Consider the following 21,058-nt stretch of genomic DNA (forward strand, 5'->3'; position numbering starts at 1 on the left):
GCAGTCGCGGCCTATTCGCGCCGAGCGGGCTGACTGGACGAAGGAGGGCAGGAATGCCGCCATTAGTGCGCGAGGTCATCGGCGACGTGCTGCGTGAGGCCCGCATGACGCAGGGCCGGACGCTGCGCGAGGTCTCCGATTCGGCGCGAGTGAGCCTTGGGTATTTGTCCGAGGTGGAGCGTGGCCGCAAGGAGCCGTCCAGCGAGCTGCTCAACGCGATCTGCGAGGCGTTGCAGGTCCCGCTGTCGTCGGTGCTGACCGACGCCGGCGAGCGGATGGCCGGCCAGGAACGGGCCCGCGAACGCGTGGCCCACGGGGCGCCCGCCGACGGGCTGCGCGGCCCCAGCATCGACGCCGACACCAAGGTCGTCATCCCGCCGGTGGCATCCCTGGCGATCGCCTGAGCCACACCGGCGGCAACGATCGACCGCTAGGGGTAGGGCGATCGGCGCCGACCCACTAAATTGAGCGACAAGCGTCGGCCCATCCCGGGACCATCCGGCCTATACGAAGCGAAGGTGGAGCTCACTCATGGCCAATCCGTTCGTCAAAGCGTGGAAGTACCTCATGGCGCTGTTCAACGCGAAGATCGACGAGCACGCCGACCCCAAGGTGCAGATCCAGCAGGCGATCGAGGAGGCGCAGCGCACGCACCAGGCGCTGACCCAGCAGGCCGCCCAGGTGATCGGCAACCAGCGCCAACTCGAGATGCGGCTGAACCGGCAACTCGCCGACATCGAAAAGCTGCAGGTCAACGTCCGCCAGGCCCTGACGCTGGCCGACCAGGCCACCGCCGCCGGAGACGCCGCCAAGGCCGCCGAGTACAACAACGCCGCCGAGGCGTTCGCGGCCCAGCTGGTGACCGCTGAGCAAAGCGTCGAGGACCTCAAGACCCTGCACGACCAGGCGCTGAGCGCGGCCGCCCAGGCCAAGAAGGCGGTCGAGCAGAACGCGATGGTGCTGCAGCAGAAGATCGCCGAGCGCACCAAGCTGCTCAGCCAGCTCGAGCAGGCGAAGATGCAGGAACAGGTCAGCGCCTCGCTGCGCTCGATGAGCGAGATCGCCGCGCCCGGCAACGTGCCCAGCCTCGACGAGGTGCGCGACAAGATCGAACGCCGCTACGCCAACGCGATCGGATCGGCCGAGCTCGCGCAGAGCTCCGTGCAGGGCCGCATGCTCGAGGTCGAGCAGGCCGGCGTGCAGATGGCCGGTCACTCCCGGCTGGAGCAGATCCGCGCCTCGATGCGCGGCGAAGCGTTGCCGACCGGTGGGACGCCTGCCCCCGGGGCCACCCCGCAGGCGGCGCCCGCGCCCGCGGAGACGACCGGGAGCGCGGCCACCGAGAAGCCCTTTGGCCAGTAGCCCGGGTGTCGGGGCGGTGAGCGAGACACGGGGCGGGCTCTGGCGCACGGTGCTGGGGCGGGGATTGGCCACCGCCGCCGACCTCTCCGACCTGGTGGCCCAAAAGCTCAGCGCCGCAGCGGATCCCCGCGCTCGGCTGTTGCGGCGGCGGCGCCGCGCGCTGCGGTGGGGCCTGATCTTCGCCGTCGGCTGTGTGTTCTGGGCGGTGGTGACGATGCTGCTCGCGGCGTGGGGCTGGTTCGCGCTGCTCTTGGAGATCACCGGCGCTGTCGCGGTCATCATGGCCGTCCCGGCGACGCTGCTGTTGCTGCGCTACCGGTGGCTGCGTTCCGAGCCGCTGCCCACACCCCGCCCGGCGAACGTGCGACGGCTGCCGCCGCCCGGCTCGTCGGCGCGGCCCGCGATGTACGCGCTGGGCGCCTCCGAGCGCGGATTCCTGTCGCTGCTGAACGTGATCGAGCGGGGATCGATGCTGCCGACCGCCGAAATACGCGACCTGTCCGCGGCGGCCAGCAAGAGTTCGGCGGCCATGGCGGCCACCGCCGCGGAGGTGGTGTCGATGGAGCGGGCGGCCGAGTCCAGCGAATCATCGCGAACGTATCTGGTGCCTACCATCAACGCGTTCACCGCGCAGCTCAGCGCCGGCGTTCGCCAATACAACGAAATGGTCACCGCCGCAGCGCAATTGGTGTCCTCCGCCAACGGCGACCAGTTGGCGGCCTCGCAGCGCTACCGCGCCGAGCTGACCGGGGCCACCGACCGCCTGGTCGGCTGGGCGCAGGCGTTCGACGAACTCGGCGGTCTGCGCGGAGCGAGCTAGAACGTCGCCTTCAACGACGGCACCACCATCGCCGCCAGGCCGCGAAGGGTGGCCTTGACCATGTCGAAAAAGTCAAAGTAATCGCGCCACAACGTGATTCGTCCGTCGTGGACCTCGAACACGCCGCACACCCAGAACTGAAGCCGCAGCGGGCCGAAGATCAGGGCGTCGGTGCGCTCGGTGAGCACCGCGCCGCCGTCCGCGGCGATCCGGTGGATCTTCACCTCGAAGGCGGCGCGGCCGTCCATCTGGCGAAACAGCTTCATGGCCCTGGCGCGGCCACGAATCGTCGGCAGCCCGACATTTTCGTAGACGAGGTCGTCGTCCAGTGCCGCGTCGGCGGCGTCGTAATCGGCGTCCTGCAGGGCGTTCAGGAAGGTCTCGACCGTGCGGGTGTTCGCAACGGCTGTCCCGGTCGGCTCGGTCATGATCGCCAGCGTAGGCGAGCGTCGCGGCCGCGCGCTGTGGCAGGGTAAGGCCGATGCGTGTCGCCGTGGTCGCCGGGCCGGATCCCGGGCACTCGTTTCCCGCGATTGCGCTGTGCCAACGCTTCGCCCGGGCCGGTGACGAGCCCACGCTGTTCACCGGCGCCGAGTGGCTCGACACCGCCCGCGCCGCAGGCATCGGCGCCGCGCCGCTGGACGGGCTGGCGGCCACCGACGACGACGTCGACGCCGGCGCGCGGATTCATCGGCGCGCGGCGCGGATGGCCGTCCTGAACGTGCCGGCGCTGCGCGAGCTGTCGCCCGACCTGGTGGTCTCCGACGTCATCACCGCCGGCGGCGGCATGGCCGCCGAGCTGTTGGGCATCCCGTGGATCGAGCTGGACCCGCACCCGCTGTATTTGCCGTCGAAGGGGTTGCCGCCGATCGGCAGCGGGCTGGCGCCGGGCACGGGTATCCGCGGCCGGCTCCGCGATGCGACGATGCGGGCGCTCACCGCGCGGTCGTGGCGCGCGGGCCTGCGGCAACGCGCGGCCGTGCGGGTCGAGATCGGGCTGCCGGCCCACGACCCCGGCCCGCTGCGGCGGCTGATCGCCACCCTGCCCGCCCTCGAGGTGCCGCGGCCGGACTGGCCGTCCGAGGCCGTGGTGGTGGGCCCGTTGCACTTCGAACCGACCGATCGGGTGCTGGACATCCCGGCGGGTTCGGGGCCCGTGGTGGTGGTGGCGCCGTCGACCGCGTCGACCGGGACCGAGGGCATGGCCGAGGTCGCGCTGGCTCACCTGCGGCCCGGGGAGACGCTGCCCGCCGGATCGCGGCTGGTGGTCTCCCGGCTGGGCGGTACGGATCTGCAGGTGCCGCCGTGGGCGGTGGTCGGGCTGGGCAGCCAGGCCGAGTTGTTGACGCACGCCGACCTGGCCATCTGCGGCGGCGGGCACGGCATGGTGGCCAAGACGCTGCTGGCGGGGGTGCCGCTGGTGGTGGTGCCCGGCGGCGGCGACCAATGGGAGATCGCCAACCGGGTGGTCCGGCAGGGCAGCGGGCTGCTGGTGCGGCCGCTGACCGCCGGGGCGTTGGTGGCCGCGGTCAACGAGGTGCTGTCGTCGCCCCGATACCGCCAGGCGGCCCGGACCGCCGCCGCTAGCATCGCCGGCGTGGCCGATCCGGTGCGGGTGTGCCACGAGGCGCTCGCTCTGACGGGATGATGGCCAAGGTCGCGCAAAGGAGGGCAACGGCAATGAAATCGATCGCGGCCGGCGGCCTGCTTCTGGCCTTGATGTTCAGCTCGGGTGTCGCCCGCGCCGACAGCGGCGACGAGCAGCAGGCGTGCCAGTTGATGGACGATCCGGCGGCCGCCGAGCAGGGCTATGCGCCGGCCGAGTACGCCTTCATGCAGTTGCGCTCCCGGATGTCGGCGCAGCGCGCGCGGACCACCATGTCCGAGGCCGTTCAGGACTATTGCCCCAATCACCTCAACGACCTGCCGGCCAGCTGGCGCTGACGCGGCCGGTGTCCGATCGGCACCCGGTGGGTATCTTGCTGGCGTGCGGCTAACGGAATTCAACGAGCGGGTGGTCCTGCGATTCGGTGCGGCATACGGTTCTTCGGTCCTGGCCGACCACGTGCTGACCGGTTTCGGCGGCCGCACCGCCGCCCAGGCGATCGAGGACGGGGTCGAGCCCCGTGACGTGTGGCGGGCCCTGTGCGTGGACTTCGACGTGCCGCGCGACCAGTGGTGAGTGGGCAGCCCATTCGTAGGTCGGTATTGGTGCTGCCGCAGTAGCCCCGCGAGGTGTACCGACAGATCAACGCGAGGGCTCGCAGGGATGTCTCGGTGGGCGTGGTGCTCAGGTACCCCCGCGCGTCGGGGGCAAACGACGCGGCGCCCGAGGCCGGTCCGGCGGCTGCGTCTCGAAGACGCAGTCGCCGCACACGGTTCCACCGGGCAGCCGATAGAAGAGGCAACAACTGCGGCGCCTGAAGGCCAGGCGCGGGCCGGTGACGACGCCCGATCCGGCCAGCACACCGGTGCTCAGCAGCGCACGGGTCGTTTCGGCGATCTGCAGGTCGAGGTCCGGTCGCGCCGCCAGGAGGGCCCGGGCGGCGCCGACCAGCGCCGACGCCACGTTGCCCGCCAGCAGCGCGGGCGCCAGCTTGACCCGCAGGCCGGCGGCGAGCGGCTGCATGTGCTCGCGCACCACCGCCCGGTACAGGGTGTCCGGTGAGCGGGCGGGGAACCCGGCCGGCGCGGGCAGCCGCAATTGCGCCCCGTCGCCGGCGCGTTGCAGGTCGTCCAGGTCGGGGACGACGCCGTGGGCCAGCGCGCACGCGAGCACGGGCGACCACAGGCGGGTGGCGTGTCCGAGATGAACCAGCGAGGCGCCGATCCGCAGATCCGTCATGCGATAGCGCCGGGCGGTGGCCTCGACCAAGTCGGCGAACCCGTCGGCGTAGGACCGCCGGACCGGGTGCCACCCGGCCGCGGTCCCGCCCACGGTGAACGCGAAAAACCCTTGATACGAGGCTATTTCGGCCAGCTCAGCGGAGATGTCCATCGATGCGCAACCAGACTTTCACGGGGAAATCCGCCCCAGTTGTCGTGAGGAAGCGCTGACGGCGAGTGTCTGGCTCTCGGGAGGGCATCCCGGTCACAGTGGCGGGACCGCACCGGATTCACACCGGTTTCCTCAGGCTCCATGGGCCCCGTCAGCGCGTTTCGGTAGCAAATGTTGCCACACGCGCGTGGCTTCGGCGTGTCCGCTTGAATCGAACAGGTGTTCGGCTACTGTGGGGAACGTTCGGCGAGACAACTTGTCGGTGGCCTTCTCTAGTGTCACGGCCAACCGACCGATATCGGTCACCGAACACACCGAACCATAGGAGAGGCACCATGACGCAAGCCCCCGACCGCGAGAAGGCTCTCGAGCTGGCGATGGCCCAGATCGAAAAGAGCTACGGCAAAGGCTCGGTGATGCGTCTCGGCGACGAGATGCGTCAGCCGATCTCGGTCATCCCGACCGGATCCATCGCACTGGACGTGGCCCTGGGCATCGGCGGCCTGCCCCGCGGCCGGGTCGTGGAGATCTACGGCCCGGAATCCTCGGGTAAGACCACCGTCGCCCTGCACGCGGTGGCCAACGCCCAGGCCGCCGGTGGCGTCGCGGCGTTCATCGACGCCGAGCACGCCCTGGATCCGGACTACGCCAAGAAGCTCGGCGTCGACACCGATTCCCTGTTGGTCAGCCAGCCCGACACGGGGGAGCAGGCCCTCGAGATCGCCGACATGCTGATCCGCTCCGGCGCGCTGGACATCCTGGTCATCGACTCGGTGGCGGCCCTGGTGCCGCGCGCCGAACTCGAGGGCGAGATGGGTGACAGCCACGTCGGGCTGCAGGCCCGGCTGATGAGCCAGGCGCTACGGAAAATGACTGGCGCGCTGAACAATTCGGGCACCACCGCCATCTTCATCAACCAGTTGCGCGAGAAGATCGGGGTGATGTTCGGCAGCCCCGAAACCACCACGGGTGGAAAGGCTTTGAAGTTCTACGCCTCGGTGCGCATGGACGTGCGCCGGATCGAGACCCTCAAGGACGGTACCAACGCGGTGGGCAACCGCACCCGGGTCAAGGTCGTCAAGAACAAAGTGTCGCCGCCGTTCAAGCAGGCCGAGTTCGACATCCTCTACGGCAGGGGGATCAGCCGGGAGGGCTCGCTGATCGACATGGGGGTGGAGCAGGGCTTCATCCGCAAGTCGGGTTCCTGGTTCACCTACGAGGGTGAGCAGCTCGGCCAGGGCAAGGAGAATGCCCGCACCTTCTTGATGGAGAACGCCGACGTGGCCAACGAGATCGAGAAGAAGATCAAGGAAAAGCTTGGCATTGGTGCGGTTGTGACCGATGGCTTGTCCGATGACAGCGTCCTGCCCGCCCCCGTCGATTTCTGAGCCCTCTCGCGAGGAGCAGGCGCGGACCCTGTGCCTGCGCCTGCTCACCGTGAGGGCGCGCACCCGCGCCGAGCTGCACGGCCAACTCGCGAAGCGCGGCTACCCCGAGGACATCAGCGCCGCCGTGCTTGACCGACTCGCAACCGTCGGCTTGGTCGATGACGCCGACTTCGCCGAACAGTGGGTGCGCTCGCGCCGGGCGAAGGCCGGCAAGAGCAAGCGCGCCCTGGCCGCCGAATTGCACACCAAGGGTGTCGACAAGGACGTGATCGCCTCGGCGCTGTCCGGGATCGACGCCGGCGCCGAACGGGACCGGGCCGAGGAGTTGGTGCGGGCCAAGTTGCGTCGCGAGACGCTGGACGGCGACGACGCGCGGGTGACCCGCCGGCTGGTCGGAATGCTGGCGCGCCGGGGCTACAGCCAGAACCTGGCGTGCGAGGTCGTCCTCGCCGAGCTGGCCGCCGAACGGGACCGCCGCCGGGTCTAGCTGCGGTTTCTCGGGTACCGCCGGGTCGCCGTACCATGGCCCCGTGACTTCGATGGTGGTGCAGGACGCCGCGGGCTCGCCCGACGGCGCCGGTGCGCGCACCTATCAGGTCCGCACCTACGGCTGCCAGATGAACGTCCACGACTCGGAGCGGCTGGCGGGCCTGCTGGAAACGGCCGGTTACCGGCGCGCCCCCGACGGCTCGGATTTTGGGGACGCCGACGTCGTGGTCTTCAACACCTGCGCCGTCCGCGAGAACGCCGACAACAAGCTGTACGGCAACCTCAGCCACCTGGCTCCGCGCAAGCGCGGCAACCCCGAGATGCAGATCGCGGTCGGGGGCTGCCTGGCCCAGAAGGACCGGGACGCGTTGCTGCGCAAGGCGCCCTGGGTCGACGTCGTCTTCGGCACGCACAACATCGGGTCGCTGCCCACGCTGCTCGAACGGGCCCGACACAACAAGACCGCCCAGGTGGAAATCGCCGAGTCGCTGCGGGAGTTTCCCTCCTCGCTGCCAAGCGCACGCGAATCGGCTTACGCCGCTTGGGTTTCCGTCTCGGTCGGATGCAACAACAGCTGCACCTTCTGCATCGTGCCCGCGCTGCGCGGCAAGGAGGTCGACCGCAGCCCGGCCGACATCCTGGCCGAGGTGAGAGCCCTGGTGGACGACGGCGTACTCGAAGTCACGCTGCTGGGTCAGAACGTCAACGCCTACGGGGTGTCCTTCGCCGACCCGGCGCTGCCCCGCGATCGCGGCGCCTTCGCGCGGCTGCTGCGGGCCTGCGGCGACATCGACGGGCTGGAACGCGTGCGGTTCACCTCCCCGCATCCGGCCGAGTTCACCGACGACGTCATCGAGGCCATGGCGCAGACGCCGAATGTCTGCCCCGCCCTGCACATGCCGCTGCAGTCCGGCTCCGACCGGGTGCTGCGCGCCATGCGGCGCTCGTACCGCGCCGAGCGCTACCTCGGCATCATCGACCGCGTCCGCGCGGCCATGCCGCACGCCGCCATCACCACCGACCTGATCGTCGGGTTCCCCGGCGAGACCGAAGAGGACTTCGCCGCCACGCTGGACGTGGTGCGGCAGGCCCGGTTCGCGGCCGCGTTCACCTTCCAGTACTCCAAGCGGCCCGGCACCCCGGCCGCCGAACTCGACGGGCAACTCCCGAAAGCCGTTGTGCAGGAACGCTACGAGCGGCTGGTCGAGCTGCAGGAGCAGATCTCGCTGGAGGGCAATCGCGCGCTGATCGGCCAGACGGTGGAGTTGCTGGTCGCCGCCGGGGAGGGGCGCAAGGACACCCGCACGGCGCGGATGACCGGCCGCGCCCGCGACGGCCGCCTGGTGCACTTCGGCTTGGACAACTCCGGGGCCGACCGGGTGCGTCCCGGGGACGTCGTCACCGCGGTCCTCACCCAGGCCGCGCCGCACCACCTCATCGCCGACAGCGGCATCCTCAGCCATCGCCGAACCCGCGCGGGCGACGCGCACGCCGCCGGGGAGCGCCCGGGCGGCGTCGGCCTCGGCATGCCCGCCGTCGGACCGCCCCCCGACCCCACAGAATCCCTTGGATGTGCCCGATGATGGAAGAACACCCCGACTTCGACGCCCTACGGACCGAAATCGAGGCCGCCGAACGCCGGGTGGCGCGTGGATTCGACCCGGGCCCACGCGGCTTCGTCGTGGCGATCCTGGTTTTCGTGCTCCTGGGATCGTTCATCCTGCCGCACACCGGCGCGGTGCGGGGCTGGGACGTGTTGTTCAGCAGCCACGGCGCCGGCGCGGCGGCGGTTGCGCTGCCCTCGCGGGTGTTCGCCTGGCTGGCGCTGGTGTTCGGCGTCGGGTTCTCCATGCTGGCTTTGGTGACGCGGCGCTGGGCGCTGGCCTGGATCGCGCTGGCGGGTTCGGCGCTCGCCGGGGCGGCCGGGTTGTTGGCCATCTGGTCGCGCCAGACCGTCGCCGCGGGGCACCCGGGCCCCGGGGTGGGGTTGATCGCGGCGTGGATCGTCGTCCTGACGCTGACCTACCAGTGGGCGCGGGTCGTATGGTCGCGAACGATCGTGCAGCTCGCGGCCGAGGAGCAGCGGCGCCGGGTCGCGGCGCAGCAGCAGTCGAAGACGCTGCTGGAGAGCCTCAACGACGAGCCCGACAGCCCGGACCGGGCGCCCCGGGATCCCGACGCCTAGGGCTTACGCGTCAACGCCTCGGCGGCCGCCTGTGCCCACTGCCGCCACTGCTCGGCGTTGGCCCTGGCCTCCTCGGCCTCTTTCGTGCGGCCCGCCGCGGCGGCCTTCTCCGCCTGCTGCTCGTACTGCTCGGCGCGGACGCGGAACTGCTCGGCGCGGGCCTGCGCCTGGGGATCCGACCAATCCGCCTCGCCCGCGTCACGCACCCTCTTCTCGACGGCACGCAGCCGGCGCTCCAGTTCGGCGGACCGCTCCCGCGGCACCTTGCCGATGGCGTCCCACTTCTCGGCGATCGAGCGCAGCGCCGCCCGGGCCGCGTCGTGGTTGCCGGTGTCGATCTTCTCCGCCTCGGCCAGCAGCGCCTCCTTGGCCGTGGCATTGGCCCGCAGTTCGGCGTCCTTCTCGGCCGTCGCCGCGTTGCGCGCCGTGAAGAACACGTCCTGGGCGGCCTTGAACCTCCGCCACAGCGCGTCGTCGACGTCCCGGGCGGCCCGCCCCGCCGCCTTCCACTCGGTGAGCAGCTTGCGGAATTCGGCGCTGGTGGCGGTCCAGTCCGTCGAATCGGACAACGCCTCCGCGCGTTCGCAGAGTCGCTCCTTGGCCTGCCGGACGCCCATGCGTTCGCGGTCCAGCTCGGCGAAGTGGGACCCCCGCCGCCGGTTGAACGCCTCGCGGGCCGCCGAATAGCGCTTCCACAGCGCGTCGTCGACCTTCCGGTCCAGGCCGCTGATGGTCTTCCACTCGTCGAGGATGGCCCGCAGCCGGTCACCGGCGGCCTTCCACTGCGTCGAGTTCGCGGCCAGCTCTTCGGCCTCGGCGGCCAGCGCCTCCTTGCGCGCGGTCTGGGCGGCGCGATGCTCGTCGCGCCGGGAGCGCTCCTCGGCGACGGCGGTCTCGACCTGGTCGATGAGGCTGGCCAACCGGCCGGCGAGCGCGTCGACGTCGCCGAGCACGGCAGCCGTCGGCAACGTTTCGGCCAGCTCCGAGGCGTGGGCCTTGATCTTGCGGGCGTCCCCGGTTCCCGCCGCGAGCCGCTCCTCCATGAGCGTGACCTCGGTGCTCAGGTCGTCGAAGCGGCGACCGAAGTGGGCGAAGGCGGCTTCGCGGTCCCCGGCCTGCCACGAGCCGACGATGCGCTCGCCGGCCGCGGTGATCAGCCAGACCGTGCCGTCATCATCGACGCGCCCGAACTGATGCGGGTTGCTGCGTGGCGGCGCCGGAATCGGGTGGACGACGGGCCGCGGCGCCGCGCTCGCCGGCCGTGGCCCGGGACGCGGTCCCGGGCGTGGCACCGGGCGTGAAACCGGTTGGGGCACCGGCCCGGCCGGGTCCGGTCCCTGGGGTTCGTCAGCCGTCATGCGCTCGTCACCTACCCTTCGCGCGGTCGGAACTCCGCGCACCTGCCGCGCGTAGCGGCACCGTCTGCATCACCTGCGGGGCGGCGCTCGTGGCCTTCCCAACAGCTGCTTAACAGTATTCAAGCAGCTTGTCGGCGCGTCCGCCGCCACCTCAGATCTTGCCGTTCGAGATGCATCGGCGCAGGCGCATCAGGTATCACAGTTGTCCGTAACCCCGACTCGGACGGAGAAACCATGGACAAGGCGGACATCGCCGCTTTGCTCGCGCTGGCGTCCGCGCTCTGCGTCGCGATCGGCGACGTGCTGCAGCAGCGGGCGACCCACCGGATCGCCGACCCGTCGATCGGGCAGCTCCAACTCGTCCGCAAGCTGCTCGGCAACAGGCGGTGGCGGTGGGGCGCCGTGCTGCTCGTGGTCAGCATCGTGTTGCAGGCGGCCGCCCTTGACCAGGGGTCGGTGTTGCTGGTGCAGGCGTTGCTCGTCCTCTCGCTGCTGTTCGCGTTGCCCATCAGCGCCCGGCTCGCCGACCGCGCCGTAACGGCCCGGGAGTGGGCCTGGGCCGTGGTGCTGACCGCCGCGGTGACCGTGATCGTCACGGTCGGCAACCCGCGGGCGGGCCACTCGACCGCGCCGCTGCGGACGTGGGCCATCGTGGCGGGGGTGCTGGCCCCGCTGCTCCTCGGGTGCGTGGTGGCCGCGCGCGTCTGGGGCGGTGCCCTGGCCGCCGCGCTGCTCGCCTTCGTCTCCGGTTCCCTCTGGGCCGTCTTCGCGGTGCTGGCCAAGGGAGTGGTGCATCGGCTCGGCGACGGCGGGTGGGCGGTGGTCCGGACACCCGAGCTTTACGCGTGGCTGCTGATCGCGGTGGCGGGATTCGCCTGGGAGCAGTCGGCGTTTCGTGCCGGCGCCCTGACCGCCTCGATGCCGACGCTGGAGGTGTCCCAGCCGGTCGTGGCGGCGACCCTGGGCGTCGCCGTCCTCGGCGAGACGCTCGACACCGGTCGCGGAGGAATGCTGGCGCTGGCGGCCGCGGCGCTGGTGATGGCGGCGGCCACCGTCGAACTCGCGCGCGGCGACGCCTCCGCGACGCAGGACAGGATTGCGGCCGGGTTGCCGAACGCCGCAGCGCAACCGGCTTAGCGACGCCGCGGTTAACCGGATCGACGCGTTGCCCACAGCGCATCCTTAGGTTAATGCCGTAAGAACAAAGGGTGATTCGTTGAGCGCGCCGCAGCGTGTGCGACGTCATACAGTTGTTGCTGAACTGATCGCAAATATTGCGTGTATTTGCCCGAGCCCCAGGGAAAGCTGGTCGGGGCAATCGTGAGATGAGGGGTCACTCATGTCGAAGGTTGACGTCGCGGCGTTGATTGCGTTGTGCGCGGCGCTGGCATCCGCGGTCGGCGACGTGATCCGTCAGCGCTCTGCGCAGGAGATCACGGACAAGCAGGTCGGCCACCTGGAGCTGTTCCGCATGTCGCTGAAGGACACCCGGTGGTGGCTGGGAGGCCTCGCGGCGATCATCAACTACAGCCTGCAGGCCGGGGCCCTGGCCTGGGGCTCGGTGGTGTTGGTGACCGCGCTGCAGGTGACGGCGTTGCTGTTCGCGTTGCCGATCTACGCGCGGCTGACGAAGCGCCGGGTCACCCGCTGGGAGTGGGTGTGGGCGGTGGTGCTCGCCGGGGCCCTGGCGGTGGTCATCATCGTCGGTGACCCGGCCTCCGGACATCAGCGCGCGTCGGTCGAGACGTGGGCCATCGTCGCCGCGGTGATGGTGCCGTTGCTGGTGGCGTGCGTGGTGGCCGCGCGGATCTGGTCGGGCAGCCCGTTCGCGGCCGCCCTGCTCGCGGTGGTCGCGGGTTCGGCGCTGGCGTTGTTCGCGGTGCTCACCAAAGGGATCGTCGAGGTCGGCGAGGACGGCCCGCTGGCCGTGCTGACCGCGCCCGAGTTCGTCCCGTGGCTGCTGTTGGCGCTGACCGGGATGATCTTCCAGCAGTCGGCGTTCCGCGCCGGTGCGCTGACGGCCTCCATGCCGACGATGACGGTGGCGAAGCCCGTGGTGGCCGGCCTGCTCGGCATCTTCGTGCTGGGCGAAACGCTGAACGCGGACGGGCCCAAGGCCTTCGTGCTGGTAGGGGCGATCGCGGTGGTGATCGTGGCGACCGTCGCCCTGGCCCGCGGGGAGGCGGCCACCATGGTCGCCGAGGTCGGCCGGGACGACGGGAGCATCACGCCGGACGCGTGGTCGTCCTCGGACGGCGAGGCCGACCCTTTTAACACCGGCCCCGTGGTCGTGGCCGCCGAGGCCTGAGCGCGCGCGTCGGCGAACCATTAGTTTGGTGGCGTGCTCAGCGGGATTGCCATCGTTCCCTCGGCGCCGCTGCTCGTGCCCGAGCTGGCCGGCGGGGCCGCCGCGGAGGTGACCGATCTGGTGGCCGCTGTGCTGGCGGCGGCAGCCCTTCTCCCCGCCCGCTGGATCGTCATCGGCACCGGGGCACGCGACGAAGCGTGGGGGCGGGATGCGGCCGGCACGTTCGCGGGTTTCGGTGTGGACGTCCGGGTCGGGCTTTCCCCGCGCGCCGACACCGCGGCGCCCGCCGACCTGCCGGTGGCCGCGCTGCTGGCCGGCTGGGTGCGCGGCCAGGCCCGCCCCGACGCGACCGCCGAGGCCCGCATCTACCGCACCGACCACGACGCTGAGGCCGCCCTGGCCGAGGGCCGGGCGTTGCGCGCCGAGGTCGACCGGTCAGCCGAGCCGATCGGCGTGCTGGTCGTGGCCGATGGCGCGAACACGTTGACCCCGAGCGCGCCCGGGGGATACGACCCGGCCAACGCCGACGCGCAGCTGGCCCTCGACGACGCGCTGGCGACCGGCGACGTCGCCGCCCTGGCGCGGCTGCCCCGGCAGATCCTGGGCCGCGTCGCCTTCCAGGTGCTGGCCGGGCTGGCCGAGCCGGGACCGCGGTCGGCCAAGGAGCTATACCGGGGGGCGCCCTACGGCGTGGGCTACTTCGCCGGCGCCTGGCAGGTCTGAAGTGACCGCCCGACCGCTGGCGATCATCGGCCCCACCGGAACCGGCAAGTCGCAGCTGGCGCTCGATCTCGCCGAACGGCTCGACGCCGCCGAGATCGTGAACGCCGACGCGATGCAGCTCTATCGCGGCATGGACATCGGCACGGCCAAGCTGCCCGTCGGGCAACGCCGCGGCATCCCGCATCACCAGCTCGACGTGCTGGACGTCAAAGTGACCTCGACGGTCGCCCGTTATCAGCGCGCCGCCGCGGCGGACGTCGAGGCGATCGCGGCCCGCGGCGCCGTTCCGATCATCGTGGGCGGCTCCATGCTCTACATCCAATCGCTGCTCGACGACTGGTCGTTCCCCGCGACCGATCCCGCGGTGCGGGCTCGCTGGGAGCAGCGGATGGCCGAGGTCGGTGTCGGCGGGCTGCACACCGAGCTGGCCCGCCGCGACCCCGCCGCCGCGGCGGCCATCCTGCCGACCGACGCCAGGCGCATCGTGCGGGCGCTCGAAGTCGTCGAGCTGACCGGTCGGCCCTTCGCCGCGTCCGCGCCACGCATCGGCACCCCGAGGTGGAACACTGCGATCATCGGATTGGATTGCGAGACAACGACGTTGGACGAGCGGCTGGCCCGCCGCACCGACGCCATGTTCGACCAGGGCCTCGTTGAGGAGGTCAGCGCGCTGCTCGGTGAGGGCCTGCGCGACGGGGTCACCGCGTTGCGCGCCCTGGGCTACGCGCAGGTGATCGAGGCGCTCGACGCCGGAGGCGGCACCGAGCGGCTGCGGGACGCGCGCGAACAGACCTACGTGGGCACTCGACGCTATGTCCGCCGGCAACGCTCCTGGTTCCGCCGCGACCACCGGGTTCACTGGCTGGACTCTGAAAAAGCGGGGGCGGACGGCGCCCGGCTCGTCGACGAAGCGCTGCAAGCGTGGGGCCACGTATCCTGAGCAGGTGATTCGCGCCGACGACGATGCTGCCGGCGCAGCCGGAGCTGAGGAGTGGCGCGCATGATGTTCGCGAAGGGCCACGGCACCGAGAACGATTTCGTGGTGCTCCCGGATGCGGAGGCCGCGCTCGACCTCGCCCCCGCCCGGGTGGCCGCCCTGTGCGACCGGCGTCGGGGACTGGGCGCCGACGGGGTGCTGCGGGTCACCACCGCCGCGGCGGCTCTGGCGGCCGGCGTGCTGGACCGCCTGCCCGACGGCGTGGCGTCGGCCGACTGGTACATGGACTACCGCAACGCCGACGGCTCCATCGCCCAGATGTGCGGCAACGGCATCCGGGTGTTCGCGCATTACCTGCGAGCCAGCGGCATGGAGTCCCGCGACGAATTCGTGATCGGGTCGCCGGCCGGCCCCCGGCCGATCACCGTGCACCACGCCGGCGCGACGCACGCCGACATCAGCGTCGACATGGGCAAGGCCAACACCCTCGGCCCGGGCAGCGCCCTCGTCGGTGGCCGACGGTTTTCCGGCCTGGCGGTCGACGTCGGCAATCCCCACCTGGCATGCGTGGATCCCGATCTGACCGCCGAGGAACTCGCCGGGCTGGACGTGGCGGCGCCGGTGAGCTTCGACCACGCCCAGTTCCCGGAGGGCGTGAACATCGAACTCGTCACGGCGCCGGCCGACGGCGCGGTCCGGATGCGGGTGCACGAGCGAGGCGTCGGCGAGACCCGCTCCTGCGGCACCGGCACGGTCGCGGCCACGGTGGCCGCGCTGGCCGCCGCCGGTGCGGACACCGGCACACTGAAGGTGCGGGTGCCCGGCGGCGACGTCGTCGTCACCATCACCGACGCCACCAGCTACCTGAGGGGACCGTCGGTTCTCGTGGCACAGGGGGAGATCAGCGGGGAATGGTGGGACGCGCAGCGACGTTAATTCAGGTGCACGACGCCGATCCGCCGTGCATCATTCTGTATTGCCTATGACACATCCTGAATTCTCCAAACCCGCTGTGCCGGAGCCAAGCACCGGCGAACTCGCCCTGGAAGAACGGTCGGCGCTGCGCCGCGTCGCCGGGCTGTCGACCGAACTCGCCGACGTATCCGAAGTCGAGTACCGCCAGCTCCGCCTGGAGCGCGTCGTGCTCGTCGGCGTGTGGACCGACGGCACCGCCGCCGACAGCGAGGCCAGCATGGCCGAGCTGGCCGCCCTGGCCGAGACCGCCGGTTCCCAGGTGCTCGAGGGGCTCATCCAGCGCCGCGACAAGCCCGACCCGTCCACCTACATCGGCTCTGGCAAGGCCCAGGAGCTGCGCGAGGTGGTGCTGGCGACCGGCGCTGACACCGTGATCTGCGACGGTGAGCTGTCCCCGGCGCAGCTCACCGCGCTGGAAAAGGCGGTCAAGGTGAAGGTCATCGACCGCACCGCGCTGATCCTGGACATCTTCGCCCAGCACGCCACCAGCCGGGAGGGCAAGGCGCAGGTGTCGCTGGCCCAGATGGAGTACATGCTGCCGCGGCTGCGCGGCTGGGGTGAATCGATGTCCCGGCAGGCCGGTGGCCGCGCCGGCGGCAGCGGGGGAGGCGTGGGCCTGCGCGGTCCCGGTGAGACCAAGATCGAGACCGACCGCCGCCGCATCCGTGAACGCATGGCGAAGCTGCGCCGCGAGATCAAGGACATGAAGCAGGTCCGCGACACCCAGCGCAGCCGCCGCCGGCAGAGCGACGTCCCGTCGGTCGCGATCGTCGGCTACACCAACGCCGGCAAGTCGAGCCTGCTCAACGCGCTGACCGGGGCCGGGGTGCTGGTGCAGGACGCGTTGTTCGCCACGCTGGAGCCCACCACCCGCCGTGCCGAGTTCACCGACGGTCGCCCGCTGGTGCTCACCGACACCGTCGGGTTCGTCCGGCACCTGCCCACCCAACTCGTCGAGGCGTTCCGCTCCACGCTGGAGGAGGTCGTCGACGCCGACCTGCTCGTGCACGTGGTCGACGGCTCCGACGCCAACCCGCTGGCCCAGATCAACGCGGTGCGCGAGGTGATCTCCGACGTCATCGCAGACCATCACGGCGACCCGCCGCCCGAGCTGCTGGTGGTGAACAAGGTCGACGCCGCGAGCGGCCTCACGCTGGCCGGACTCCGTCACGCCCTGCCCGGCGCCGTGTTCGTCTCGGCCAGGACCGGGGAAGGCATCGAGGCCCTGCGGTGCCGGATGGGCGAGCTGGCCGTCCCCGCCGACACGGCCGTGGATGTGGTGATTCCGTACCACCGCGGCGACCTGGTGGCCCGGCTGCACGCCGACGGGCGCGTGCAGCAGGAGGAGCACAGCCCCGACGGCACCCGGATCAAGGCCCGAGTCCCGGTGGCGTTGGCCGGGCGCCTGCAGGAGTTCTCGGCGGGCTGATCCGCCGGCGCGCCGTGGCCACCCCGCCGGCTGCCGACCAACCGTCTGGTTGGTATATGTTGGGCGACAGAGTTTCGAGTCGCCGGAGGTCATCCACATGGGCAGTGCCGTCAAATACCAGCGCACGCTTTTCGAGCCGGAGCACGACCTGTTCCGCGAGTCCTACCGCGCCTTCCTCGATCGCCACGTCGCGCCGCACCACGACGAATGGGAGAAGGCGAAGATCGTCGACCGCGGCGTGTGGCTCGAGGCCGGCAAGCAGGGCTTCCTCGGTATGGCCGTCCCCGAGGAATACGGCGGCGGAGGCAACCCCGACTTCCGGTACAACACGATCATCACCGAGGAGACCACCTTCGGTCGCTACAGCGGCATCGGCTTCGGGCTGCACAACGACATCGTGGCGCCCTACCTGCTGGCCTTGGCCACCGAGGAGCAGAAGCAGCGCTGGCTGCCGAAGTTCTGCACCGGGGAGCTCATCACCGCCATCGCGATGACCGAGCCGGGAACCGGCAGCGACCTGCAGGGCATCAAGACCCGCGCGGTCGCCCACGGTGACCACTACGTGCTCAACGGCGCAAAGACGTTCATCACCAACGGAATCAACTCCGACTTGGTGATCGTGGTCGCGCAGACCGATCCGGACAAAGGCGCGCAAGGCTTTTCGTTGCTCGTTGTCGAACGCGGCATGGAGGGCTTCGAGCGCGGCCGGCACCTGGACAAGATCGGGCTGGCCGCCCAGGACACCGCCGAGCTGTCCTTCACCGATGTCAAGGTTCCCGCCGAAAACCTGCTGGGGCAGGAGGGCATGGGGTTCATCTACCTGATGCAGAACCTGCCGCAGGAGCGGATCTCGATCGCCATCATGGCGGCCGCCGCGATGGAGCAGGTGCTCGAAGACACGCTGCAATACACCAAGGAGCGCAAGGCGTTTGGCAAGCCGATCGGCAGCTTCCAGAACAGCCGCTTCGTGCTCGCCGAGCTGGCGACCGAGGCCACCGTGGTGCGCATGATGGTCGACGAGTTCATCCGCCTGCACCTGGACAAGAAGCTGACGGCCGAACAGGCGGCCATGGCCAAGTGGTACTCCACCGAGAAGCAGGTGCACCTGATCGACCGTTGTCTGCAACTGCACGGCGGGTACGGCTACATGCGCGAATACCCCGTCGCCCGTGCCTATCTGGACGCGCGGGTGCAGACCATCTACGGCGGCACGACCGAGATCATGAAGGAGATCATCGGCCGCAGCCTCGGCGTCTAGACCCGACAACGGCGATCGCCAAAGGAACGGTCAATTCGCCCGCGGTCGGCAAACGCGGTCAATGCCCGCCTGGCCGCCGTTTTTTTCGGGTAGATCGCCGGCGAGTTAATGGCTTCACGTACCGTCGGCGCATGTGTTTCGGGGACGCCCGCGCAATGGTGCGCCGCGAAAAGCGCGGCAGGGGCGACGAGCCGGGCCGGCGCGCGCAGGCCCGCGCCCTATTGCGCAGGTGTGCGACCGGTTCGGGAGTCGGCACGATAAGCCCGACGTCACGCGGGCGATGGTGCGGTTCGTCGCGATTCGAGCGTGGCTCGGCATCATTTCGACATCGGCGTGGTATCCGTTTTTGTAATATGCGTGATTTGACTTCGTATTTCTCCTTGGCAGGAGCAAAGTTATGCGAGCCCGGCGATAATGCGGATCGGTGTGGGGCTGTTTCCGCGCGGTCGGAGTGCGGCCCCCTCACCGGCTGTGCAGCCACGGGCATAGCCGCAGATAGGGCCGTAGCCGTCGGCTGGGAGGCTTGGTGAACGGGCAGAGAGGTCACATGCGCAGGCTGGTCGGGAGTGCGCTGGTCACCTTGACGGCCTTCGCGACCGCCGCCGCCTTGTTGGCGCCTTCCGCGGCGGCGTCTCCCATCGGCGACGCCGAGGCGGCCATGATGGCCGCCTGGGAAAAGGCCGGCGGCGACGGTTCACCGCTGGGCCCGCGGAAGGGCGACGTGTATCCCGCCGGAGACGGTTTCGAGCTGGACTTCGACGGCGGCAAGATGTTCTTCACGCCGGCGACCGGCGCCAAGTTCGTCTACGGGCCGATCCTGGACAAATACGAAATGCTGGGCGGCCCCGCCGGCAGCGATCTGGGCTTCCCCGCGATCAATGAGGTGCCCGGCCTCGCCGGCCCGGACAGCCGGGTGGCCACCTTCTCGGCCAGCGACAAGCCGGTGATCTTCTGGACGCCCGACCACGGCGCGTTCGTGGTGCGCGGCGCGATCAACGCCGCGTGGGACAAGCTGGGTAGCTCGGGTGGCGTGCTCGGCGTCCCGGTCGGCGACGAAACCTACAACGGCGAGGTGTCCGCCCAGAAATTCAGCGGCGGCCAGGTCTCGTGGAACAGGCAGACCAAGCAGTTCACCACCGAGCCAGCGGGTTTGGCCGACCAGTTGAAGGGTTTGCAGGTGGCGATCGACCCCACCGCGGCCATCAACATGGCATGGCGCGCCGCCGGTGGTCCGAACGGGCCGCTGGGGGTCAAGAAGGGCGCGCAGTATCCGATCGGTGGCGACGGGATCGTCCAGGACTTCGCCAACGGCAAGGTGTATTTCAGCCCCGCGACCGGCGCGAACGCCGTCGAGACCAACATCCTGTCCAAGTACGAATCGCTGGGCGGCCCGGCCGGTAGCGATCTCGGTTTCCCCACCGCCAACGAAGCTGACGGCGGGATCCCGTCCAGCCGCGTCGTCACCTTCTCCGGTGCCGACAAACCGGTGATCTTCTGGAGTTCGGAGCACGGCGCGTTCGTGGTGCGCGGCGCCATGAAGGCGGCGTGGGACAAGCTCCGGGGGCCGACGGGCAAGCTGGGTGCGCCCGTCGGCGACCAGTCGGTGGACGGCGACGTGGTCTCCCAGCAGTTCGTCGGCGGCAAGATCTCGTGGAACCGGGCGAAGAACACGTTCAGCACCGACCCGGCCAATCTCGCGCCGTTGCTGTCGGGCCTGCAGGTGTCGGGCCAGAATCAGCCGAGCAGCTCGGCGACGCCCGCGCACCCCAAGAAATTCGCGTTGCAGTGGTGGTGGCTGCTGGCCGGCATCCCGGTGCTGGTGCTGATCGTCTTGGCCGGGCTGTTGGCCCTCGGTTGGCGCCGGCGGCGCGCCGCGCGTGCCGGTGCCGGCTACGAGCCGCACCCCGACCTCGACCTTGGTTACGAGCCGGTGGGCGACCAGCACTGGGGGCCCGACGACGTCGGCGCCGAACACTTCGACGGGCAGTCCGAGACGCCCGAAGCCGAGGCCGCCGGGCGGGTCAGCTGGCGGCGGCGCGGTGCGGACGAGGGCGGCTACGGGGACGAGGAGCAGGACCCCGACGCGGTGGACACCGACTCCTTCGCCGCGGTCTCACCGACGGCCCTGTCGGAGGCGGGCTATCCCGAAACCGAATCCGGCTATGCCCAACCCGAATACGCCCAACCCGAATACGGCGAAGCGGATTACGCCGAATCCGGTTATCCCGAAGCGGATTACGCCGAGGCCGAGTACGCCGAAGCCGAGTACGCCGACGACGCACACGAGCCCGCCCACCCGGAGGCCGCTCGCGGGGACGAGGGGTACGTGGATGCCGAGTACCTCGACGTCGCGGTGCCGCACACGCCGCCGGACGCCGAATACGAGGACGCCGCCCCCGAAGCCGCGGCTCCCGAGCCCGAGTATCCGGATGTGGCCGTGCCGCACGTTCCGGCGGATGTCGCCGAGCCCACTGGTGCCGACGCCGCCGCTGCGGACGACACCCCGCCGGAAGCTACCCCGCCGGAAACCGCCGCGCCGGAGGCCGCCGCCGCGGCCGTCGTCGCATCCGGGCAGCGGGGCGGACGGCACGCGGCCGCCGACGACGAGGACAGCGGCGCGGGGGCAGGCACGCCCGGGCGCCCGACCATCCACCTACCGTTGGACGACCCCTACCAGGTGCCCGACGGATACCCGATCAAGGCAAGCGCCCGCTTCGGGCTGTACTACACACCGGGCAGCGAGCTCTACCACGACACCCTCGCCGAAATCTGGCTGGCCAGCGAAGAAGTCGCGCAGGCCAACGGCTTCGTCAAGGCGGACTGACCCC

At 70.6% G+C, this 21,058-nt stretch carries 21 protein-coding genes and 1 riboswitch; of the genes, 18 read left to right on the plus strand and 3 right to left on the minus strand.

Features of this window, described 5'->3' with window-relative positions:
* The first annotated feature begins 53 nt into the window (after nucleotides 1-53).
* From clgR to A5691_RS25500, 3 genes are all read left to right on the plus strand, one after another.
* Nucleotides 54-404 carry a transcriptional regulator ClgR gene (clgR, locus tag A5691_RS25490; protein ID WP_067747301.1) on the plus strand — a complete coding sequence of 117 codons (351 nt, stop codon included), beginning with the start codon at nucleotides 54-56 and terminating at the stop codon, nucleotides 402-404.
* Nucleotides 405-531: 127 nt separating this feature from the next.
* Entirely contained in the window at nucleotides 532-1,362 is an 831-nt protein-coding gene (pspA, locus tag A5691_RS25495; protein WP_067747303.1) for a phage shock protein PspA, read from the plus strand.
* A 16-nt stretch (nucleotides 1,363-1,378) separates the two neighbouring features.
* The gene (locus A5691_RS25500; RefSeq protein ID WP_156734819.1) at nucleotides 1,379-2,182 is read left to right on the plus strand and encodes a hypothetical protein; all 804 of its coding nucleotides are present in this window, start codon (nucleotides 1,379-1,381) and stop codon (nucleotides 2,180-2,182) included.
* Here A5691_RS25500 and A5691_RS25505 read toward each other — a convergent pair.
* The gene (locus A5691_RS25505; RefSeq protein ID WP_067747309.1) at nucleotides 2,179-2,610 is read right to left on the minus strand and encodes a limonene-1,2-epoxide hydrolase family protein; all 432 of its coding nucleotides are present in this window, start codon (nucleotides 2,608-2,610) and stop codon (nucleotides 2,179-2,181) included. The two genes, A5691_RS25500 and A5691_RS25505, sit on opposite strands and share 4 nt — an antisense overlap.
* 53 nt (nucleotides 2,611-2,663) lie before the next feature.
* Here A5691_RS25505 and A5691_RS25510 point away from each other — a divergent pair, with 53 nt between their 5' ends.
* The 3 genes from A5691_RS25510 to A5691_RS25520 are packed head-to-tail and all read left to right on the plus strand — an operon-like array spanning nucleotide 2,664 to nucleotide 4,364.
* The gene (locus A5691_RS25510) at nucleotides 2,664-3,830 is read left to right on the plus strand and encodes a glycosyltransferase (protein ID WP_068017336.1); all 1,167 of its coding nucleotides are present in this window, start codon (nucleotides 2,664-2,666) and stop codon (nucleotides 3,828-3,830) included.
* Nucleotides 3,831-3,862: 32 nt separating this feature from the next.
* Nucleotides 3,863-4,126, plus strand: coding sequence for a hypothetical protein (locus A5691_RS25515; protein ID WP_067747313.1), 264 nt, complete (start codon nucleotides 3,863-3,865; stop codon nucleotides 4,124-4,126).
* A 43-nt stretch (nucleotides 4,127-4,169) separates the two neighbouring features.
* The gene (locus A5691_RS25520; protein ID WP_067747316.1) at nucleotides 4,170-4,364 is read left to right on the plus strand and encodes a DUF3046 domain-containing protein; all 195 of its coding nucleotides are present in this window, start codon (nucleotides 4,170-4,172) and stop codon (nucleotides 4,362-4,364) included.
* Nucleotides 4,365-4,472: 108 nt separating this feature from the next.
* Here the strand turns inward: A5691_RS25520 and A5691_RS25525 are convergent, their stop codons facing one another.
* Nucleotides 4,473-5,180: a (2Fe-2S)-binding protein gene (locus A5691_RS25525; RefSeq protein WP_082950496.1), complete on the minus strand. Its 708-nt coding sequence runs from the start codon at nucleotides 5,178-5,180 to the stop codon at nucleotides 4,473-4,475.
* Nucleotides 5,181-5,222: 42 nt separating this feature from the next.
* A riboswitch (cobalamin riboswitch) is annotated at nucleotides 5,223-5,348 on the minus strand.
* Nucleotides 5,349-5,515: 167 nt separating this feature from the next.
* Between A5691_RS25525 and recA the strand changes: the two genes are divergently transcribed.
* Genes recA through A5691_RS25545 form a run of 4 tightly spaced genes read left to right on the plus strand, consistent with a single transcriptional unit; the run spans nucleotide 5,516 to nucleotide 9,242 of the window.
* The gene (gene recA, locus A5691_RS25530; protein ID WP_067747318.1) at nucleotides 5,516-6,568 is read left to right on the plus strand and encodes a recombinase RecA; all 1,053 of its coding nucleotides are present in this window, start codon (nucleotides 5,516-5,518) and stop codon (nucleotides 6,566-6,568) included.
* Nucleotides 6,534-7,055 carry a recombination regulator RecX gene (recX, locus tag A5691_RS25535; RefSeq protein WP_068017333.1) on the plus strand — a complete coding sequence of 174 codons (522 nt, stop codon included), beginning with the start codon at nucleotides 6,534-6,536 and terminating at the stop codon, nucleotides 7,053-7,055. Before recA ends, recX begins: the two co-directional genes overlap by 35 nt.
* Nucleotides 7,056-7,107: 52 nt before the next feature.
* A complete protein-coding gene (miaB, locus tag A5691_RS25540; RefSeq protein WP_067784153.1) occupies nucleotides 7,108-8,640 on the plus strand; it encodes a tRNA (N6-isopentenyl adenosine(37)-C2)-methylthiotransferase MiaB in 1,533 nt (510 codons plus the stop codon).
* Entirely contained in the window at nucleotides 8,628-9,242 is a 615-nt protein-coding gene (locus A5691_RS25545; protein ID WP_156669850.1) for a hypothetical protein, read from the plus strand. Before miaB ends, A5691_RS25545 begins: the two co-directional genes overlap by 13 nt.
* Here A5691_RS25545 and A5691_RS25550 read toward each other — a convergent pair.
* Nucleotides 9,239-10,600 (minus strand): DUF349 domain-containing protein, encoded by a 1,362-nt coding sequence (locus A5691_RS25550; protein WP_067784572.1) that lies wholly within the window; start codon nucleotides 10,598-10,600, stop codon nucleotides 9,239-9,241. The genes A5691_RS25545 and A5691_RS25550 overlap by 4 nt on opposite strands.
* Before the next feature lie 234 nt (nucleotides 10,601-10,834).
* Here A5691_RS25550 and A5691_RS25555 point away from each other — a divergent pair, with 234 nt between their 5' ends.
* The 8 genes from A5691_RS25555 (at nucleotide 10,835) to A5691_RS25590 (ending at nucleotide 21,054) form a co-directional block, all read left to right on the plus strand.
* Nucleotides 10,835-11,737: a DMT family transporter gene (locus A5691_RS25555; RefSeq protein ID WP_068017329.1), complete on the plus strand. Its 903-nt coding sequence runs from the start codon at nucleotides 10,835-10,837 to the stop codon at nucleotides 11,735-11,737.
* A 202-nt stretch (nucleotides 11,738-11,939) separates the two neighbouring features.
* On the plus strand, nucleotides 11,940-12,908 hold the full coding sequence (locus tag A5691_RS25560) for a DMT family transporter (protein ID WP_068017327.1): 969 nt from the start codon (nucleotides 11,940-11,942) through the stop codon (nucleotides 12,906-12,908).
* Nucleotides 12,909-12,941: 33 nt separating this feature from the next.
* Nucleotides 12,942-13,631, plus strand: a complete 690-nt coding sequence (locus A5691_RS25565) for a hypothetical protein (RefSeq protein WP_067747331.1) — start codon at nucleotides 12,942-12,944, stop codon at nucleotides 13,629-13,631.
* Nucleotide 13,632: 1 nt separating this feature from the next.
* Entirely contained in the window at nucleotides 13,633-14,571 is a 939-nt protein-coding gene (gene miaA, locus A5691_RS25570) for a tRNA (adenosine(37)-N6)-dimethylallyltransferase MiaA (protein ID WP_068017324.1), read from the plus strand.
* A 60-nt stretch (nucleotides 14,572-14,631) separates the two neighbouring features.
* Nucleotides 14,632-15,504: a diaminopimelate epimerase gene (dapF, locus tag A5691_RS25575; RefSeq protein WP_067747392.1), complete on the plus strand. Its 873-nt coding sequence runs from the start codon at nucleotides 14,632-14,634 to the stop codon at nucleotides 15,502-15,504.
* 46 nt (nucleotides 15,505-15,550) lie between these two features.
* The gene (hflX, locus tag A5691_RS25580; RefSeq protein WP_067747339.1) at nucleotides 15,551-16,972 is read left to right on the plus strand and encodes a GTPase HflX; all 1,422 of its coding nucleotides are present in this window, start codon (nucleotides 15,551-15,553) and stop codon (nucleotides 16,970-16,972) included.
* 97 nt (nucleotides 16,973-17,069) lie between these two features.
* The gene (locus tag A5691_RS25585; RefSeq protein ID WP_067747341.1) at nucleotides 17,070-18,230 is read left to right on the plus strand and encodes an acyl-CoA dehydrogenase family protein; all 1,161 of its coding nucleotides are present in this window, start codon (nucleotides 17,070-17,072) and stop codon (nucleotides 18,228-18,230) included.
* 547 nt (nucleotides 18,231-18,777) lie between these two features.
* Nucleotides 18,778-21,054 (plus strand): LGFP repeat-containing protein, encoded by a 2,277-nt coding sequence (locus A5691_RS25590; RefSeq protein ID WP_068017322.1) that lies wholly within the window; start codon nucleotides 18,778-18,780, stop codon nucleotides 21,052-21,054.
* Nucleotides 21,055-21,058: the final 4 nt, after the last annotated feature.

The organism is Mycobacterium sp. E183, from assembly GCF_001667735.1.
Classification (GTDB): domain Bacteria; phylum Actinomycetota; class Actinomycetes; order Mycobacteriales; family Mycobacteriaceae; genus Mycobacterium.

What these genes read in the sequence shown, in the direction of transcription:
- clgR (WP_067747301.1), top strand. Translation starts at nt 54, where the DNA reads ATGCCGCCATTAGTGCGCGAGGTCATCGGCGACGTGCTGCGTGAGGCC.
- pspA (WP_067747303.1), top strand. Translation starts at nt 532, where the DNA reads ATGGCCAATCCGTTCGTCAAAGCGTGGAAGTACCTCATGGCGCTGTTC.
- A5691_RS25505 (WP_067747309.1), bottom strand. Translation starts at nt 2,610, where the DNA reads ATGACCGAGCCGACCGGGACAGCCGTTGCGAACACCCGCACGGTCGAG.
- A5691_RS25510 (WP_068017336.1), top strand. Translation starts at nt 2,664, where the DNA reads ATGCGTGTCGCCGTGGTCGCCGGGCCGGATCCCGGGCACTCGTTTCCC.
- A5691_RS25515 (WP_067747313.1), top strand. Translation starts at nt 3,863, where the DNA reads ATGAAATCGATCGCGGCCGGCGGCCTGCTTCTGGCCTTGATGTTCAGC.
- A5691_RS25525 (WP_082950496.1), bottom strand. Translation starts at nt 5,180, where the DNA reads ATGGACATCTCCGCTGAGCTGGCCGAAATAGCCTCGTATCAAGGGTTT.
- recA (WP_067747318.1), top strand. Translation starts at nt 5,516, where the DNA reads ATGACGCAAGCCCCCGACCGCGAGAAGGCTCTCGAGCTGGCGATGGCC.
- recX (WP_068017333.1), top strand. Translation starts at nt 6,534, where the DNA reads ATGACAGCGTCCTGCCCGCCCCCGTCGATTTCTGAGCCCTCTCGCGAG.
- miaB (WP_067784153.1), top strand. Translation starts at nt 7,108, where the DNA reads ATGGTGGTGCAGGACGCCGCGGGCTCGCCCGACGGCGCCGGTGCGCGC.
- A5691_RS25545 (WP_156669850.1), top strand. Translation starts at nt 8,628, where the DNA reads ATGTGCCCGATGATGGAAGAACACCCCGACTTCGACGCCCTACGGACC.
- A5691_RS25550 (WP_067784572.1), bottom strand. Translation starts at nt 10,600, where the DNA reads ATGACGGCTGACGAACCCCAGGGACCGGACCCGGCCGGGCCGGTGCCC.
- A5691_RS25555 (WP_068017329.1), top strand. Translation starts at nt 10,835, where the DNA reads ATGGACAAGGCGGACATCGCCGCTTTGCTCGCGCTGGCGTCCGCGCTC.
- A5691_RS25560 (WP_068017327.1), top strand. Translation starts at nt 11,940, where the DNA reads ATGTCGAAGGTTGACGTCGCGGCGTTGATTGCGTTGTGCGCGGCGCTG.
- dapF (WP_067747392.1), top strand. Translation starts at nt 14,632, where the DNA reads ATGATGTTCGCGAAGGGCCACGGCACCGAGAACGATTTCGTGGTGCTC.
- hflX (WP_067747339.1), top strand. Translation starts at nt 15,551, where the DNA reads ATGACACATCCTGAATTCTCCAAACCCGCTGTGCCGGAGCCAAGCACC.
- A5691_RS25585 (WP_067747341.1), top strand. Translation starts at nt 17,070, where the DNA reads ATGGGCAGTGCCGTCAAATACCAGCGCACGCTTTTCGAGCCGGAGCAC.
- A5691_RS25590 (WP_068017322.1), top strand. Translation starts at nt 18,778, where the DNA reads ATGCGCAGGCTGGTCGGGAGTGCGCTGGTCACCTTGACGGCCTTCGCG.